The organism is Streptomyces zinciresistens K42 (assembly GCF_000225525.1).
Lineage (GTDB): Bacteria > Actinomycetota > Actinomycetes > Streptomycetales > Streptomycetaceae > Streptomyces > Streptomyces zinciresistens.
This window is the reverse complement of the sequence record NZ_AGBF01000153.1, coordinates 1-16477: the sequence shown is the minus strand read 5'-3', so window position 1 is coordinate 16477 and position 16477 is coordinate 1. Positions and strand designations below refer to the sequence as shown.

14 protein-coding genes are annotated in these 16477 nt (G+C 72.7%); 6 read left to right on the top strand and 8 right to left on the bottom strand.

Annotated elements, in window-relative coordinates:
* A partial coding sequence (locus SZN_RS28110) for a transglycosylase domain-containing protein (RefSeq protein ID WP_007501587.1) occupies window positions 1-2253 on the top strand: 2253 nt, incomplete at its 5' end.
* 80 nt (window positions 2254-2333) lie between these two features.
* On the opposite strand, the gene SZN_RS28105 is transcribed toward SZN_RS28110, so the two are convergent.
* From SZN_RS28105 to SZN_RS28090, 4 genes are all read right to left on the bottom strand, one after another.
* Window positions 2334-4427, bottom strand: coding sequence for a SpoIIE family protein phosphatase (locus tag SZN_RS28105; protein WP_208865861.1), 2094 nt, complete (start codon window positions 4425-4427; stop codon window positions 2334-2336).
* A gap of 286 nt (window positions 4428-4713) precedes the next feature.
* Entirely contained in the window at window positions 4714-5409 is a 696-nt protein-coding gene (gene fomD / locus SZN_RS28100; RefSeq protein WP_043733570.1) for a cytidylyl-2-hydroxypropylphosphonate hydrolase, read from the bottom strand.
* Window positions 5410-5494: 85 nt separating this feature from the next.
* On the bottom strand, window positions 5495-6880 hold the full coding sequence (locus tag SZN_RS28095; RefSeq protein ID WP_007501582.1) for a class II fumarate hydratase: 1386 nt from the start codon (window positions 6878-6880) through the stop codon (window positions 5495-5497).
* A 317-nt stretch (window positions 6881-7197) separates the two neighbouring features.
* Window positions 7198-8865 carry a fumarate hydratase gene (locus SZN_RS28090; protein WP_007501580.1) on the bottom strand — a complete coding sequence of 556 codons (1668 nt, stop codon included), beginning with the start codon at window positions 8863-8865 and terminating at the stop codon, window positions 7198-7200.
* A gap of 235 nt (window positions 8866-9100) precedes the next feature.
* Here SZN_RS28090 and SZN_RS28085 point away from each other — a divergent pair, with 235 nt between their 5' ends.
* Entirely contained in the window at window positions 9101-9790 is a 690-nt protein-coding gene (locus SZN_RS28085) for a DUF1707 SHOCT-like domain-containing protein (protein WP_043733582.1), read from the top strand.
* Between the two features lie 173 nt (window positions 9791-9963).
* Entirely contained in the window at window positions 9964-10344 is a 381-nt protein-coding gene (locus SZN_RS28080) for a WhiB family transcriptional regulator (protein WP_007501576.1), read from the top strand.
* A gap of 123 nt (window positions 10345-10467) precedes the next feature.
* Here the strand turns inward: SZN_RS28080 and glpX are convergent, their stop codons facing one another.
* Window positions 10468-11502: a class II fructose-bisphosphatase gene (gene glpX / locus SZN_RS28075; RefSeq protein ID WP_007501574.1), complete on the bottom strand. Its 1035-nt coding sequence runs from the start codon at window positions 11500-11502 to the stop codon at window positions 10468-10470.
* A 127-nt stretch (window positions 11503-11629) separates the two neighbouring features.
* Between glpX and SZN_RS28070 the strand changes: the two genes are divergently transcribed.
* The gene (locus tag SZN_RS28070; RefSeq protein WP_043733569.1) at window positions 11630-12151 is read left to right on the top strand and encodes a DUF4245 domain-containing protein; all 522 of its coding nucleotides are present in this window, start codon (window positions 11630-11632) and stop codon (window positions 12149-12151) included.
* A gap of 120 nt (window positions 12152-12271) precedes the next feature.
* On the opposite strand, the gene SZN_RS28065 is transcribed toward SZN_RS28070, so the two are convergent.
* Both SZN_RS28065 and xseA read right to left on the bottom strand, forming a co-directional pair.
* A complete protein-coding gene (locus SZN_RS28065) occupies window positions 12272-12535 on the bottom strand; it encodes an exodeoxyribonuclease VII small subunit (RefSeq protein ID WP_007501570.1) in 264 nt (87 codons plus the stop codon).
* 9 nt (window positions 12536-12544) lie between these two features.
* Entirely contained in the window at window positions 12545-13777 is a 1233-nt protein-coding gene (gene xseA / locus SZN_RS28060) for an exodeoxyribonuclease VII large subunit (RefSeq protein WP_007501567.1), read from the bottom strand.
* Between the two features lie 265 nt (window positions 13778-14042).
* Here xseA and SZN_RS28055 point away from each other — a divergent pair, with 265 nt between their 5' ends.
* A complete protein-coding gene (locus SZN_RS28055) occupies window positions 14043-15059 on the top strand; it encodes a 4-hydroxy-3-methylbut-2-enyl diphosphate reductase (RefSeq protein ID WP_078508982.1) in 1017 nt (338 codons plus the stop codon).
* A gap of 29 nt (window positions 15060-15088) precedes the next feature.
* On the top strand, window positions 15089-15838 hold the full coding sequence (gene ppgK / locus SZN_RS28050; protein ID WP_007501563.1) for a polyphosphate--glucose phosphotransferase: 750 nt from the start codon (window positions 15089-15091) through the stop codon (window positions 15836-15838).
* Between the two features lie 215 nt (window positions 15839-16053).
* Here the strand turns inward: ppgK and SZN_RS28045 are convergent.
* A partial coding sequence (locus SZN_RS28045; protein WP_043733573.1) for a DUF6542 domain-containing protein occupies window positions 16054-16477 on the bottom strand: 424 nt, incomplete at its 5' end.

Sequence of the window (16477 nt, the reverse complement as noted above, 5' to 3'; positions counted from 1 at the left end):
GCCGAGGCCCGCCGCGCCGCGCGCGGCAAGGGCGGCTCCGGCGGCCGGGGCCGGATACGCGGACTCTTCACCTGGAAGAAGATCGTCGGCACGGTCCTCGGGACGAGCCTCCTGGCGATCGGCGCGTTCATCGCGCTGTACTTCGCCGTCGACATCCCCGACGACAACGCCGCGGCTCAGGCGGCGCAGCGTCAGAGCAACGTCTACAAGTACAGCGACGGCACCCTCCTCGCCCGCGACGGCAAGGTCAACCGCGAGATCGTGGACCTGTCCAAGGTCCCGAAGAAGGTCCAGTACACCTTCGTCGCCGCCGAGAACAAGTCCTTCTACCAGGACAACGGCATCGACCTGAAGGGCACCGCCCGCGGTCTGCTCAACACCGTGAGGGGCAAGGGCGCGCAGGGCGGCTCGACCATCACCCAGCAGTACGTCAAGAACTACTACCTCAGCCAGGAGCAGACGGTCAGCCGCAAGCTCAAGGAGATGGTCATCTCCCTGAAGGTCGACCGCCGGCTGACCAAGGACGAGATCCTCGCCGGCTACATCAACACCAGCTACTACGGCCGCAACGCCTACGGCATCCAGGCCGCCGCCCAGGCCTACTACCGCGTCGACGCCGACAGGCTCACCGTCGCGCAGGGCGCCTACCTCGCCGCACTGCTCCAGGCGCCCAGCCAGTACGACTGGGCCGCCGCCTCGGACGCCGGCAAGCGGCTGGTGACGGCCCGCTGGAACTACGTCCTGGACAACATGGTCGGGAAGGGCTGGCTCGACGGCTCCGAGCGGCGGGGCATGAAGTTCCCCGAGCCGAGGGACCCGAGGCCCGCCGCGGGCCGGGAGGGCCAGAAGGGCTATCTCATCGAGCTCGCCAACCGCCAGCTGGAGGACCAGCTGATGAAGCAGCAGGGCATGACCCGCTCGCAGGCCGAGGCCGCGGTCGTCGACCAGGGCTGGACGGTCACCCTCAACGTCGACCGCAAGAAGCAGGCCGCGCTGGAGAAGTCCGTCAAGGCGCAGCTCACCGGCAGGCTCGACGCGAAGAAGCGCAAGGTCGACGCCGACGTCCAGGCCGGTGCCGTCTCGGTGGACCCGAAGACGGGCAGAATCGTCGCGCTCTACGGCGGCGTGGACTACTTCAAGCACTACCTCAGCAACGCGACCCGCACCGACTACCAGCCCGCGTCGACGTTCAAGCCGGTGATCCTGGCGGCCGCGCTGGAGGAGGGCGCGCAGACCCAGGACGGCGACCCGATCTCCGCGGACACCGTCTACGACGGCACCAGCAAGCGCCAGGTCGTGGACGACGGCGCCAAGGTCGGGTTCTCGCCCGAGAACGAGGACGACCGGGACTACGGCGACGTCAGCGTGCAGACGGCGATGAACAAGTCCGTCAACTCCGTCTTCGCGCAGATGGGCGTCGACGTCGGCATGAAGTACGTGATGGACACCGCCGCCAAGCTCGGCATGGACACCGGCAGGGCCCAGGCGGTGCCCGCGCAGACCCTCGGCACCATGGGCGCCAGCCCGCTGCAGATGGCCGGGGTGTACGCCACCCTCGACAACCACGGCAAGAAGGTCACGCCCGGCATCCTCAAGAAGGCCGAGCACAACAGCCGTACGGTCGCCATCCCGGACCCGGTCGGCGAGCAGGTCGTCAGCCGCTCCGCGGCGGACACCGTGACCTCCGTCCTGACCGGTGTCGTCGACGACGGCACGGCCCGCAGGTCCGTGGCCCTCAACCCGCGGCGCGACGGCCAGAAGGTCGCCGGCAAGACGGGCACCTCCGACGACAACAAGTCGGCCTGGTTCACCGGCTACACACCCGACCTCGTCACCTCCGTCGGCCTGTTCGGCGAGGACGACAAGGCCCCCCACCCGCAGGTCAAGATGTACGGCGCCGGCGGCAACCCCCGTGTCAACGGCGGCGGTTTCCCGGCGGAGGTCTGGGCGGCGTACATGTTCGGCGTGACGCGGACGGACGCCCGGTTCGACCTCGACACCGACCAGGGCGCGGCCGTGCGGCCGAGCTGGACGCCGACGCCGTCGCAGACGCCGACGACCCAGGAGCCCTCGCGGGAGCCCACGACCCGGGAGCCCTCGCAGGCCCCGACCACGCAGGAGCCGTCGCAGGACCCGACGACCCAGGAGCCCTCCCAGGACCCGACGACCGAGGCGCCGACCGGCGGGCCGACGGACAGACCGACCGGCGGCATCACCCTGGACCCGGTCCGTCCGGGCGACGACACCAGCTGACGGACGGACGGACGGGACGACGACGAGGGGAGGGCGCCCGGCCGTGCAAGCCGGGCGCCCTCCCCTCGTCCGTCGCCGCGTCAGCTCCGGTTCAGCTCGAACCACACCACCTTGCCGGTGCTCAGCCGGGTCGCGCCCCAGCGCCGGGCCAGCCGGTTGACCAGGTACAGGCCCCGGCCGCCCTCGTCCGTGGCCCGCGCCTGCCGCAGCCGGGGCAGCTGCGGCACGTCGTCGCCCACCTCGCAGCGCAGCACGTCCGTGCGCAGCAGCCGCAGGGTCACCGGACGGGAGGCGTAGCGCACCGCGTTGGTGACGACCTCGCTGACCAGCAGCTCGACGGAGTCGGTGAGGTCCTCCATGCCCCAGCGGGCCAGCGCCCGCCGCGCCAGCCGGCGGGCCCGGCCGGGGGCCGCGTCCTCCGGCTCCAGGAACCAGTACGCCACATCGCTCGGCGCGATCCCGTCGAAGCGCGCCGCGAGCAGCGCGATGTCGTCGTCCCGGTCGCCCGGACCCAGCATGTCCAGCACCTCGTCGCACAGGGCTTCGAGCGGCGGCGGATGGTCGGGGCCGGTGATCTGGGCCGTGGCCGCGAGCTTCTCGCGCAGCTGTTCTATACCGGTCCAGACGTCCCGCAGCCGGGACTCCACCAGGCCGTCCGTGTAGAGCAGCAGCGTCGCGCCGGCCGGGGCGTCCAGCTCCACCGCCTCGAAGTCGACGCCGCCGACCCCGATGGGCGCGCCCGCCGGGACCCGCAGCACCTCCGCACGGCCCCCCAGATGCAGCAGGACGGGCGGCGGATGACCGGCGTTGGCGATGGTGATGCGGTGCGAGACCGGGTCGTAGACCGCGTACAGGCAGGTCGCCATGCGGTCCGTGCCCAGCCGCTGCGCCTGCTCGTCCAGATGGTGCAGCACCTCCTGCGGAGGCAGGTCGAGACCGGCGAGCGTCTGGGCCGTCGTGCGCAGCTGGCCCATGATCGCCGCCGACGTCATCGAGTGGCCCATGACGTCGCCCACCACCAGCGCCACCCTGCTGCCCGGCAGCGGGATCGCGTCGTACCAGTCGCCGCCCACCCGCGCCGTCTCCGCCGCCGGCAGGTAGCGGGAGGCGAGACGCACACCGGTGGGACGCGGCAGCGTCTCCGGGAGCATGGTGCGCTGCAACTCGTCCGCGATGTACGCCTCGCGCCCGTACAGCACCGCCTTGTCGATGCCCAGCGCGCTGTGCGTGGCCAACTGCGCCGCCACCAGCAGATCGTCGGGGTCGAAGGCCAGCCGCTCGGGGCGGCGCAGGAAGACGGCGGCGCCGATCACCCGCCGCCGTCCGCGCAACGGCGCCAGGATCGCCCGCTGCCCGTCCGGGATGATCAACTCCCCGTCGTCGCCCAGAAGTTCCGGCAGCGCGGCCTGTGCCGCGGGCGCGTCGGCGAACACCGGACGCACCCCGCGCAGCACCTCCGCGAGCGCCCCGCCGGGCCGCACCTCGCACAGGTCGGCGGTCACGCCCACCGGCTCACCGGTCTCCTGCGCGAACCCCGCGGACTGGAAACCGGTCTCGCTGTCGCGCTCCTCCGGGATGCGGTCGGTGCGGCGCAGCCGCAGCACGACCGGCCCGGTGGGCCGCTCGTCACCGACCGGCAGCGGATCGCGCAGATAGACGAGGATCGTGTCGGAGAAGGTCGGCACCGTCGCCCGGCACAGGCCCATCACGATCTCGTCCAGGTCGATGCCGCGGGCGATGCGCCGGGTGGCGGCGCCCACGAAGCGCAGCCGGTCGCCGTCCCGCCGCATGGGCGTCGGACGGCCCGGCGAGACGCCCTGACCGGTGCGCCGCTCGGCGGAGCCCGGCGACTGCTCGGCGCCGGGCTGGGGCGGAATGGCCTCCTGGACGGGCCGGGGCCGGTGCGTGTCCGGCTCGGCTGCGACGGAGGGCTGCGAGTGCTCGGGGCCGTTGCCGGCGATGACTGAGGGCTCCTTGCTCGGGCCGGACGGGGCGGTGGTGCCCGGCGTGGAGGGGGTCTCTCCGCCGCGCGCCGGCGCGGATAACGCGGCGCCGCCGGGGTGGTGCGGCGGTGTCGGGGTACGCGGGAGCGCCCCGCGGGACTCCGCGGGGTCGGCGCCCGTCTCGGGGCGCTCGAAGGAGGTCGGCTGCTCCGTCACGCCTTTCGAATCCATCCGTCCGGGGCCGCGCGCCGTATGCGCGGTTCGTCCCGCCGAGACTCCGATACCCGCAATACGTGCCCCAGGAACGGAAATCCCCCGGGGCCGGTGGTGCGGACGGTCCCGCGCGCCGCGCGGCGTCCGGCACCCGCACAAGCGGCGTTGCCCTGGTAACCCTCGCTCACGTCCTGCCGCCCCTCGGTGACGATCGGTCAAGCCCGGCGCGCACTCCGGTAGTTGCCCTTGCGCGTCCTTGCGGAGGACGATCCTACGTTTCTTGCCCTGGGGTGCAGCAAGGGTCTCACGAGGACAGCTGCGCGGGTGTGCGATCCCAGTCCTCAGGCAAAGAAGGTACAGCCCAGGACGGATCGGGGCGCCAGTTCTGCCAGCCGTCGCGGAACGGCGGCCCCCAGGCGCGGATCACCTCCACCGCGTCCAGGCCCGCCCGGCGCACCCGTGCCGCCAGCCCCTCGTCCATCAGCCCGTCCCCGCGGGCCTGCGCGAACTCGTCCTCGTCCCGCCAGTGCCAACGGCCGTCCGGCTGGACGTCGATGTCGAGGAAGTGGTCCTCGGAGTCCACCCCGCCCGCCCAACGGGTCAGCGGCTCCTCCAGGTTCACGTACCAGTTCTTGAACCGCCAGCCCGGCTCCCAGAACAGCCACACCGACCAGGGCTCACCGGGCCGGGCGAGCTTCAGCACGCCGGTCCCCAGCCACCGGCCCCGCTGGACCGTGCGCGGCCTGGTGTACCGCGTCTCCAGCGGCTCCCCGTGGACCGGGGTCCCGTCCGCGAGGACCGGCTTGACGCACTCCGTGCCCGGCGCGAGCCACACCGCGAGAACCTCCCGGTCGTCGCGGACGACGGTCACGGGGCGCGCGATGTGGACGCGGGGACCGGCGTTCTCCCGGTAGCGCCACAGAATCTGCGACCCGGGTGCCCAGAACCCCGCCGGGCCGCCCGCTTCCCTGTCCGTCGTCACCGCTCCACCGTCCGCCATGCACAGATATTAGGTGCCACCGGCATACGACGCCGGGGTGAACGGCATGGTTCACACCCGCGTGACACCCGGTCACGGCCGCGTCTCACGGCCGCGTCATCCGCAGCACGTCCAGCGCCTCGTCGAGCTGCTCCGCGGTGAGGTCGCCGCGCTCGACGTACCCGCCCTCCAGGACGACCTCGCGGATCGTCCTGCGCTCGGCGAGCGCCTTCTTGGCGACCTTCGCGGCCTCCTCGTACCCGATGTACCTGTTGAGCGGCGTGACGACCGACGGGGACGACTCGGCGTACTCCAGGGCCCGTTCGCGGTGGGCGACGATGCCGTCGACCGTGCGGTCGGCCAGCAGCCGGGAGACGTTGGCGAGCAGCCGCACCGACTCCAGCACGTTCTTCGCGAGGACCGGCAGCATCACGTTCAGCTCGAAGTTGCCCGCGGCCCCGGCGGTGGCCACCGTGGCGTCGTTGCCGACGACCTGCGCCGCGACCATCAGGACGGCCTCGGGGATCACCGGGTTGACCTTGCCGGGCATGATCGACGAGCCCGGCTGGAGATCGGGCAGCGAGATCTCGGCGAGCCCGGTGCGCGGCCCGGACGCCATCCACCGCAGATCGTTCGCGATCTTCGTCAGGCCGACCGCGATGGTGCGCAGCTGCCCGCTCGTCTCGACGACGCCGTCCCGCGCGCCCTGCGCCTCGAAGTGGTCGCGCGCCTCGGTCAGCGGCAGCGAGGTGGCGCGGGCCACCTCCTCGATGACGGCGGCGGAGAAGCCCGGCGGGGTGTTGATGCCGGTGCCCACGGCCGTGCCGCCCAGGGGGAGTTCGGCGAGCCGCGGCAGCGAGGCGTACAGCCGCTCCACCCCGTGGCGGACCTGGGCGGCGTACCCGCCGAACTCCTGGCCCAGCGTGACCGGTGTGGCGTCCATCAGGTGGGTGCGCCCCGACTTCACGACGTCGGCGAACTCCGCGGCCTTGCGCTCCAGGGCCCGCGCCAGGTGCTCCAGGGCGGGCACCAGGTCCCGGGTGACGGCCGCGGTGGCGGCGATGTGGAGGGAGGAGGGGAAGACGTCGTTGGACGACTGGGAGGCGTTGACGTGGTCGTTGGGGTGGACGTCCCGCCCGAGGCGCTCGCTCGCGAGGGTGGCGATGACCTCGTTGGCGTTCATGTTGGACGAGGTCCCGGACCCGGTCTGGAACACGTCGACGGGGAAGTGCGCGTCCCACCGCCCCTCGGCGACCTCGCGGGCCGCCTCCTCGATCGCCTCGGCCACGTCCGGGTCGAGCACTCCGAGCCGCGCGTTCACCCGGGCCGCGGCGCCCTTGACGCGGGCGAGGGCCTCGATGTGGGCGCGCTCCAGACGCTGGCCCGAGACGGGGAAGTTCTCCACGGCCCGCTGGGTCTGCGCCCGCCACTTGGCGTCCGCCGGGACGCGTACCTCGCCCATGGAGTCGTGCTCGATGCGGTAGTCGCTCATAACCGGGTCAGCGCGCCGGGCCGCGCGGTTGTTCCTGACGCTGGTCCGTCCGTGGCGGGACCGGGGGAACGGGCCGGACCGGGGGAAGGACCGGGGGACCGGGGGAAGGGGCGGGGCCGCGGGCGGCGGCGTTCCCGCGCGAGGGGGCGCCTCGCCTGAGCACCCAGGCGCTCGGACCGGCCTGGGGCGGCGTTCCCCCGCGAAGGGGCGCCTCCGTGGGACCCGGCGCTTGCACGGGACGGGGCTTCCCGGGGAACGGGGCTTCCCGGGGAAGAGGGGCGGCGGGAGCGGGCATGCCGCCCGCCGCCCCGGGAGCCCTACGCGAGTCCGGGCCCGCGCACCGGGATCGACGTGAACGTCGGGGCCGGTGCGGGGTCCTGGAAGAAGTCGTTGCCCTTGTCGTCGACGACGACGAACGCCGGGAAGTCCTCGACCTCGATCTTCCAGACGGCCTCCATGCCGAGCTCCTCGTACTCGACGACCTCGACCTTCTTGATGCAGTCCTGGGCGAGGCGGGCGGCGGGGCCGCCGATGGAGCCGAGGTAGAAGCCGCCGTGCGTGCCGCAGGCGTCGGTGACCTGCTTGCTGCGGTTGCCCTTCGCCAGCATCACCCTGGAGCCGCCCGCGGCCTGGAACTGCTCGACGTAGGAGTCCATGCGGCCGGCCGTGGTCGGGCCGAACGAGCCGGACGCGTAGCCCTCGGGGGTCTTCGCCGGGCCCGCGTAGTACACCGGGTGGTCCTTGAGGTACTGCGGCATCTCCTCGCCCGCGTCCAGCCGCTCCTTGATCTTGGCGTGCGCGATGTCGCGGGCCACGACCAGCGGGCCGGTGAGGGACAGCCGGGTCTTCACCGGGTACTTGGTCAGCTCGGCGAGGATCTCGTCCATCGGCCGGCCGAGGTCGATCCTCACGACGTCGGAGTCCTCGTCGAGGTGCTCGTCCGTGGTCTCCGGCAGGAACCGGGCCGGGTCGGTCTCCAGCTGCTCCAGGAAGACGCCCTCGGCGGTGATCTTCGCGACGGCCTGGCGGTCGGCGGAGCAGGAGACGGCGATGGCGACCGGGCAGGACGCGCCGTGCCGGGGCAGGCGCACCACGCGCACGTCGTGGCAGAAGTACTTGCCGCCGAACTGCGCCCCGATGCCGATCTTCTGCGTGAGCTCGAAGACCTTCTGCTCCAGCTCCTTGTCGCGGAAGCCGTGGCCGAGCGGCGAGCCCTCCGCGGGGATCTCGTCCAGGTAGTGGGCGGAGGCGTACTTGGCGGTCTTCAGCGCGTACTCGGCGCTCGTGCCGCCGACGACGATCGCCAGGTGGTACGGCGGGCAGGCGGCCGTGCCCAGCGAACGGATCTTCTCCTCCAGGAACCTCATCATGGAGGACTCGTTCAGGACGGCCTTGGTCTCCTGGTACAGGAAGGACTTGTTGGCGGAGCCGCCGCCCTTGGCCATGAACAGGAACTTGTAGGCGCCGCCGTCGGTGGCGTACAGCTCGATCTGCGCGGGGAGGTTGGTGCCGGTGTTCTTCTCCTCCCACATGGTGAGGGGGGCCATCTGGGAGTAGCGCAGGTTGAGGTTGAGGTAGGCGTCGTGGATGCCGTGGCTGAGGGCCGCCTCGTCGCCGCCCTCGGTCAGCACCTGCTGGCCGCGCTTGCCCATCACGATGGCCGTGCCGGTGTCCTGGCACATCGGCAGCACGCCGGCCGCCGCGATGTTGGCGTTCTTCAGCAGGTCCAGCGCCACGAACCTGTCGTTGCCCGACGCCTCGGGGTCGTCGACGATCCGGCGGAGCTGGGCCAGGTGGGCCGGGCGCAGATAGTGCTGGATGTCGTGGATCGCCTCCTCGGCGAGCTTGCGCAGCGCCTCCGGCTCGACCTTGAGGAACGTCCGCCCGTCGGCCTCGAAGGTGGAGACACCCTCGGAGGTCACCAGCCGGTAGGGGGTGGTGTCCTCTCCCATGGGGAGCAGATCGGTGTACGCGAACTCAGGCATGTCGCCCATTCCTCACTCGACAGACAGCGGCTGGCCTCCGTTGGCAGCGCCCACCAGCGTAGGTCCTGCTGTCGGGGGCGGGCTTGTGAGGTAAGGCTCAGTTCGAAGATGGTTCGAACAAGGACGGCGCGGCCGGGATGCGGCCGGGAGCGCGCCGCGGCGTGGCCGGGAGCGCGCCCCGGTGTGGCCGGAACGGGGGCTATCGCGATCTATCGTGTTTCGGTACGCTGCTGTGGTGGACCTTCAGAAGCGACCCGAACCCGCCGCGACCGCCGCTGCCGCCACCGAGATGCGCGCCTCCGACGCCGACCGCGACCGGATCGCCGACATCCTGCGCGAGGCCCTCGCCGAGGGCCGCCTCACCGCCGACGAGCACGCCGAGCGGGTGGAGGGCGTCCTCGCCGCCAAGACGGTCGGCGAACTGGACGTCTTCATCCGGGACCTTCCCGCGGCGCACCGGCGGACGCACGCGCCGCTGCCTCCCGCCGAGGGCGCCCCCCTGCCCGCCGACCCCGATGACAACGTCGTCGCGGTCTTCAGCAGCGCCGTCCGCAAGGGCCGCTGGCGTCCGGGCCGCCGGGTCCACGCCTACGCGGTCTTCGGCAGCGTGGAGATCGACCTCAGTGAGGCCCTCTTCGAGTACCGGCAGGTGGTGATCCGGGCGGTCTCGGTCTTCGGCCACGTCGACGTCCGCGTCCCGGAGAACGTGTCGCTGCGCGGCACCGGCGGCGGTGTCCTCGGCAGCTTCGAGGTGGACCACCTGGACGCGGAGGACCCCGAGGCGCCCGTCGTCCGTCTCGACGGCTGGGCCGTGCTCGGCAGCATCGAGGGCCGGGCCAGACGCGGAAAGCTGATCGCGGACATCCTGGACCGCGTCCACCGCGTGATGGCCGACAAGGGTTTGCGCAGACGTCCGGAGCGTTGACGGTCGTGAAGCCGAGGACCGCCGGCCGCGCCCGCCGCCGCCCCGGCCGCGGGTGAAGATCCCTGCGGACCCCCGCCTTCCAGCCGTTCGGAACCGCCCGCATAGGCGCGCGCACAGCGGGTAGACCTTGCTGCATCGTCTCTCGCTCGCGAAGCCGTCGTCAGGAGTAGACCGTGCTGCAACCGCCGCATTCGTCCCTGCAGGTAGCCGCCGTTCCGGCCCAGCGGGAGCCGTCGCGGGACAGGGACCAAGACGCCCCGTGGCACACGGAAGCGGTGTGCCGGCGCGACGAGGCGGGCCTGTTCTTCGCCCCCTCCAAGGAGCCCACCGCGGCCCGCCTCTCCCGTGAGGAGGCGGCCAAGCGCGTCTGCGCGCGCTGCCCGGTCATGGTCGAGTGCCGCGAACACGCCCTGCTCCAGCCCGAGCCGTACGGCGTCTGGGGCGGCCTCACGGCGGCCGAGCGCCGCGTGGTCCTCGCCCGGCGCCGCCGCCGCGAGATGGAACTGCAGAAGGCCGCGCGGGCGACGACGAGCCGCATAGCGCAGGCGGGCTGACCGCGCCCGCCGCGGCGAGGGGCGCCCCCGCCGCACCGGTGGCGCCCCTCGTCCCGTCGCCCGGATTGAACCGGGCCGGCAGACCGCGCGGGCGCGGCCCGCCGAACCCCCGCGATCCGCGGGCTACTTCGCGCGGTCGAAGTCGATCGCGCTGTACGCGCGCAGCTTGCTGAGCCGGTGCTCGGAGTCGATCCGCCGCACCGTCCCCGACTTCGAGCGCATCACGATCGAGTCGGTCGTCGCGTTCTCCGACCGGTAGCGCACCCCGCGCAGCAGCTCGCCGTCGGTGATGCCGGTCGCGACGAAGAACACGTTGTCCCCGGCGACCAGGTCGTCGGTCATCAGCACCCGGTCCAGGTCGTGCCCGGCGTCCAGCGCCCGCGCCCGCTCCTCGTCGTCCTTGGGCCACAGCTTGCCCTGGATGGTTCCGCCGAGGCACTTCACGGCGCAGGCGGAGATGATCCCCTCCGGCGTACCGCCGATGCCGAGCAGCATGTCGACGCCCGTGCCCTCGCGCAGCGCGTAGATGGACCCGGCGACGTCGCCGTCCGAGATCAGCTTGATGCGGGCGCCGGCGTCCCGGATCTCCTTGATGATGCCCTCGTGCCGGGGCCGGTCCAGGATGACGACGGTGACGTCCTCCGGCGTGGAGCGCTTCGCCTTGGCGACCCGCCGGATGTTCACCGCCACGGGGGCGTCGATGTCGACGAAGTCGGCCGCCTCGGGGCCGGTGACCAGCTTGTCCATGTAGAACACGGCGGACGGGTCGAACATGGAGCCCCGGTCCGCCGCGGCGAGCACGGCGATCGCGTTGGGCATGCCCTTGGCGGTGAGCGTGGTCCCGTCGATCGGGTCGACGGCGATGTCGACCTCGGCCCCGGTCCCGTCGCCGACCCGCTCCCCGTTGAAGAGCATCGGCGCTTCGTCCTTCTCGCCCTCGCCGATGACGACGACGCCGTTCATCGACACGGTGTGGACGAGGGTCCGCATGGCGCGCACCGCGGCGCCGTCGGCGCCGTTCTTGTCGCCGCGCCCGACCCAGCGGCCGGCGGCCATGGCCGCGGCCTCGGTCACACGGACCAGTTCCAGGGCGAGATTGCGGTCGGGAGCTTCGCTGGGGACCTCGAGCTCGGAGGGGAGATGGTGATTCTCGGTCATCGGAGCGCACCTTTCTGATACGACGACGGCCGGATGAGGGTGACCGTCCCGACTCTATCCCCGGGCGGACAGAATGAGCAGGGGGGCCCACGGATGAGCGGACGGGGCACCTGCGACGATAGGGGGCGTGGCAGGTTCGAACGGTAAGCAGAAGTCGGTCCGGAACATGGTCCTCTCCCTCGGAGTGACCTTGCTGGCGTCCGGCGTCATCTATCTCTTCATCCCGAAGGGCGACGGGACTCCCGACCTCCCGCGGGTCGACTACCGCGTGGAGTTGCTGACGGCCCGCCGCGCGGCGTCGTACCCGGTGGTCGCGCCGCAGGGGCTGCCGGAGAGCTGGAAGCCGACCTCGGTGCGCTTCAAGGGGGACCAGTTCGACGCCTGGCACCTCGGCTTCCACACGTCCGACGGACAGTACGTGCAGGTCCAGCAGTCCGCCGACAAGCCCGCGCGGTTCATCGAGGAGTCCAGCCAGGGCGCCAAGGAGACGAAGGTCACCGAGAAGATCGGCGACCGCACCTGGACCCGCTACGCCGGCGGCCGCTACGACGCGCTGGTGTACCAGGAGAAGGGCGCCACGACCGTGGTCTCGGGCACCGGCTCGTTCGGACAGCTCCGGCAGATGGCGGCGGCGCTCAGCAGCAAGTGAGCCGGCGCGCGGAGGCGCGGGTGCGCCTGAGCGGGCCGCCCGGCGGGCCGGTACGTGCGCGCGGCCCCGCGCACGCCTGCGAGGTCCCGCCGACGTGCGCGAGGCCCCCGCGTCCTCCGGTCACCGGCTCGTCGGTGAAGGCCCCCGCCCCGCCCCGGCCTCCGCGTCCGGCTCCGCCTCGGTCTCCTCGGCGAGCGCCGCGTCCAGCCGCGCCCGCGCCCCGTCCAGCCGGAGCCGGCACACCTTCGCCAGCTCCTCGCCGCGCTCCCAGAGCGCCAGGGACTCCTCCAGCGTCGTCCCGCCCGTCTCCAGACGGCGTACGACGTCGATCAGCTCGTCCCGGGCCTGCTCGTACCCGAGTGCCTCTTCCACCTTGCCGCTCATCCGCCCACCCTATGCATCGGCCTGTACGCCGGATCGCCCGTCGACCCGTACGGAGAACTCACCCTCGGCGACCCGCGCCCGCAGCACCTCGTCCGCCGCCACCTCGCCCGGATCGCGCACCGCGTGCCCGTCGGCCCGCTGCAGCACCGCGTACCCCCGCTTGAGGGTCGCGGCGGGGGAGAGGGCCACCACGCGCGCGTGCGTGTGCGTCAGCTCGGACGAGGCGCGGTCCAGGAGGTGCCCGAGGCAGCGGCGCCCGCGGTCGAGGAGCGCGGCCACGTGGTCGGCGCGCTCGTCGACCATCCGGTGCGGATCCTCCATCGAGGGCCGCGCGAGGGCGTGCGCGAGCCCCCGCTCCTCCCGCTCGACCAGCGCCTCGACACAGCGCCTGGCCCGGTCCCGCAGCAGCCGCACCCGCTCGTACTCCTCGCCGACGTCGGGGACGACCTTCTTCGCGGCGTCCGTCGGGGTGGAGGCGCGCACATCGGCGACGAGATCGAGCAGCGGGCTGTCGGGCTCGTGCCCGATCGCCGAGACCACGGGCGTGCGGCACGCGGCGACGGCCCGCACCAACTGCTCGTCCGAGAACGGCAGCAGATCCTCCACGCTGCCGCCGCCGCGGGCGACGACGATCACGTCCACCGCGTCCAGCTCGTCCAGCTCCCTGACCGCCTGCACCACCTGCGTGACGGCGTGCACGCCCTGCACGGCGACGTTGCGCACCTCGAAGGCGACGGCGGGCCAGCGGTGCCGGGCGTTCTCCAGGACGTCCCGCTCGGCGGCCGACGCGCGCCCGCAGACCAGCCCGACGCGGTGCGGCAGGAACGGCAGCGGCTTCTTGCGCCCCGCCGCGAACAGCCCCTCGGCCGCCAGCGACTTCTTCAGCATCTCCAGCCGGGCCAGCAGCTCACCGACCCCGACCGGCTTGATCTCCGAGGCGCGGAGGGACAGCTGGCCCCGCGGCGCGTACCACTCCGGCTTGGCGAGCACGACGACCCGGGCGCCCTCGCGCACCACGTCGGCCACGGCGTCGAACACCTGCCGGTAGCAGGTCACGCTCACGGAGATGTCGTACGAGGGGTCGCGCAGCGTCAGGAACACCACGCCGGCGCCCGGACGCCGCGACAACTGCGTGATCTGCCCCTCGACCCACACCGCCCCGAGCCGGTCGATCCACCCCCCGATGAGGCGGGACACCTCACCGACGGGCAACGCGGACTCAGGGGTCGTGTGCGCGGTCATGCGGCGAGCGTAACGGGCGGCACCGACAACGCCGCCCGCTCACCCACCGGCGCCTCCCGCGTGCGCGCGCTCCCCACGTCAGCGCCGGTCGGGCGCGCGGCGGGGCGGCGCGCCTCGCGCGTGCGCGCGCTCCCCACCCGTCACGGACCGCGGCCGCCCCTTCCCTCCGGTGCCCTCCCCTTCCCTCCGGTTCCCTCCCTGCCCTGTCGTTCCCTTTCGTTCCGCCCCCCCACGCGATCTTCCGGCGCCCGGACGCACCCTTACGATGGGAGGCATGACCGCTTCGTCTGGCCGCCGTGTCCTGCTCGCCGCCCCCCGTGGCTACTGCGCGGGAGTGGACCGCGCCGTGATCGCCGTCGAGAAAGCCCTGGAGCAGTACGGCGCTCCGGTGTACGTCCGCCACGAGATCGTCCACAACAAGTACGTCGTGCAGACCCTGGAGAAGAAGGGCGCCGTCTTCGTCGAGCGCACCGAGGAGGTGCCGCCGGGGAACATCGTGATGTTCTCGGCGCACGGCGTGGCCCCCGTCGTCCACGAGGAGGCCGCGCGCGGGAAGCTCGCCACCATCGACGCGACCTGCCCGCTCGTCACCAAGGTCCACAAGGAAGCCGTCCGCTTCGCCGACGACGACTACGACATCCTCCTGATCGGCCACGAGGGCCACGAGGAGGTCATCGGCACCTCCGGCGAGGCCCCCGACCACATCCAGCTGGTCGACGGCCCCGGCGACGTCGCCAAGGTCGAGGTCCGCGACGAGTCGAAGGTCGTCTGGCTCTCCCAGACCACCCTCTCCGTCGACGAGACCATGGAGACCGTCGACGCCCTCAAGGAGAAGTTCCCGCAGCTCATCTCCCCGCCGAGCGACGACATCTGCTACGCCACGCAGAACCGCCAGCTCGCCGTGAAGCAGATGGGCGCCGAGGCCGAGCTGGTCATCGTGGTCGGCTCGCGCAACTCCTCCAACTCCGTGCGGCTCGTCGAGGTCGCCAAGCTCGCCGGCTCGCGCGCGGCCCATCTCGTGGACTTCGCGAGCGAGATCGACGAGAGCTGGCTGGAGGGCGTGACCACGGTCGGCGTCACCTCGGGCGCCTCCGTGCCGGAGGTGCTGGTCGAGGAAGTCCTGGAATGGCTGTCGCAGCGCGGTTACGGCGATGTGGAACTCGTGAAGGCCGCCGAGGAGTCGATCACCTTCTCGCTGCCCAAGGAACTCCGCCGCGACCTGCGCGAAGAGGCCGCCGCGCTGATCGCCGAGCGCACCGGGCGCACCGCCGACGGCACGTGACCGTCAGTCGTCCGTCGTAACGTGGGGCCATGCAGATCTTCGGCTTGGACATCGGCGGATCCGGAATCAAGGGTGCCCCGGTGGACCTCGACAAGGGCGACCTCGCGCAGGAGCGCCACAAGGTCCTCACCCCGCACCCGGCCACGCCCGACGGCGTGGCCGACGGGGTGAGGGAGGTCGTCGAGCACTTCGGCTGGACGGGACCCGTCGGCCTGACCTTCCCCGGCGTCGTCACCGGCGGCTCCACGATCCGCACCGCCGCCAACGTCGACAAGAGCTGGGTCGACACCGACGCGCGCGCCCTGTTCAGCGAGCGCCTCGGCGGCCATCCGGTGACGGTCGTCAACGACGCGGACGCGGCCGGCGTCGCGGAGATGCACTTCGGCGCGGGCCGCGACCGCAAGGGCACGGTCATCCTCCTCACCTTCGGCACGGGCATCGGCAGCGCGCTGTTCGTCGACGGCGCCCTCGTCCCCAACACCGAGCTCGGCCACCTGGAGCTGCACGGGCACGACGCCGAGAAGCGCGCCTCCAGCAAGGCCAGGGAGGACGAGGAGCTGACCTGGGAGCACTGGGCGCACCGGGTGCGCAAGTACCTCGCGCACGTCGAGATGCTGTTCTCCCCCGAACTGTTCATCATCGGCGGCGGGGTGAGCCGCAAGGCGCAGAAGTTCCTGCCGTACATCGAGGGCGTCAAGGCGGAGATCGTCCCCGCACAGCTCCAGAACAACGCGGGGATCGTCGGCGCGGCGATGCACGCGGCGGACACGGCGCGCTGACGGGGACGGCGCGCTGAGGGGACGGCCCGGTGGGGCGGGCGGTGCCGGGGGGCGGGGGCGGCGGGTGCCTGCGCCGCCCGGGGAGCGGGGTCGGGTGTGGTGCCCGCCCTGCCGGGGCGGGGGCCGTGCACCGCGCTACCGGCGGCGGGAGTCGGCGTACGAGGGGCCGGTGCCGCCACTGACTCGGCCCCGCCCCCATGCCGACGCCTCACGCCTCACGCCTGGCGGCGTCCGGCCGTTCGGCGCCGCCTCGCCACGAGCCGGGCGCGGCGTACGAGCACCACGAGTGCCGCGATCAGCGTCCCGCCGTACAGCCAGCCGGCCTGCATGGCGAGGCCGGTCAGCAGCCCCATCAGATGGCCGCCGGCGCCCCCGCCCCGGTCGGCCACCGGGAGCAGCCCCACGGCGAACGCGATCGGCACGGCCACGGGTGCGGTCATCAGGTCGTCCGCGCGCACCCAGAGCGCGGTCAGCAGGCACACCGGCAGGAACAGCACGCCGTAGAGCGCGAGTGAGGACCCGGCCAGCAGCGCGTCCAGACCGCCGAGCGCCAGCATCGCCGCGCCGCTGAACAGACCCGCCCCCCACGACCCGTCAGGCCGGGGCGTCGGGGAACCGGCCCGAGGGACGCGGCGCGGG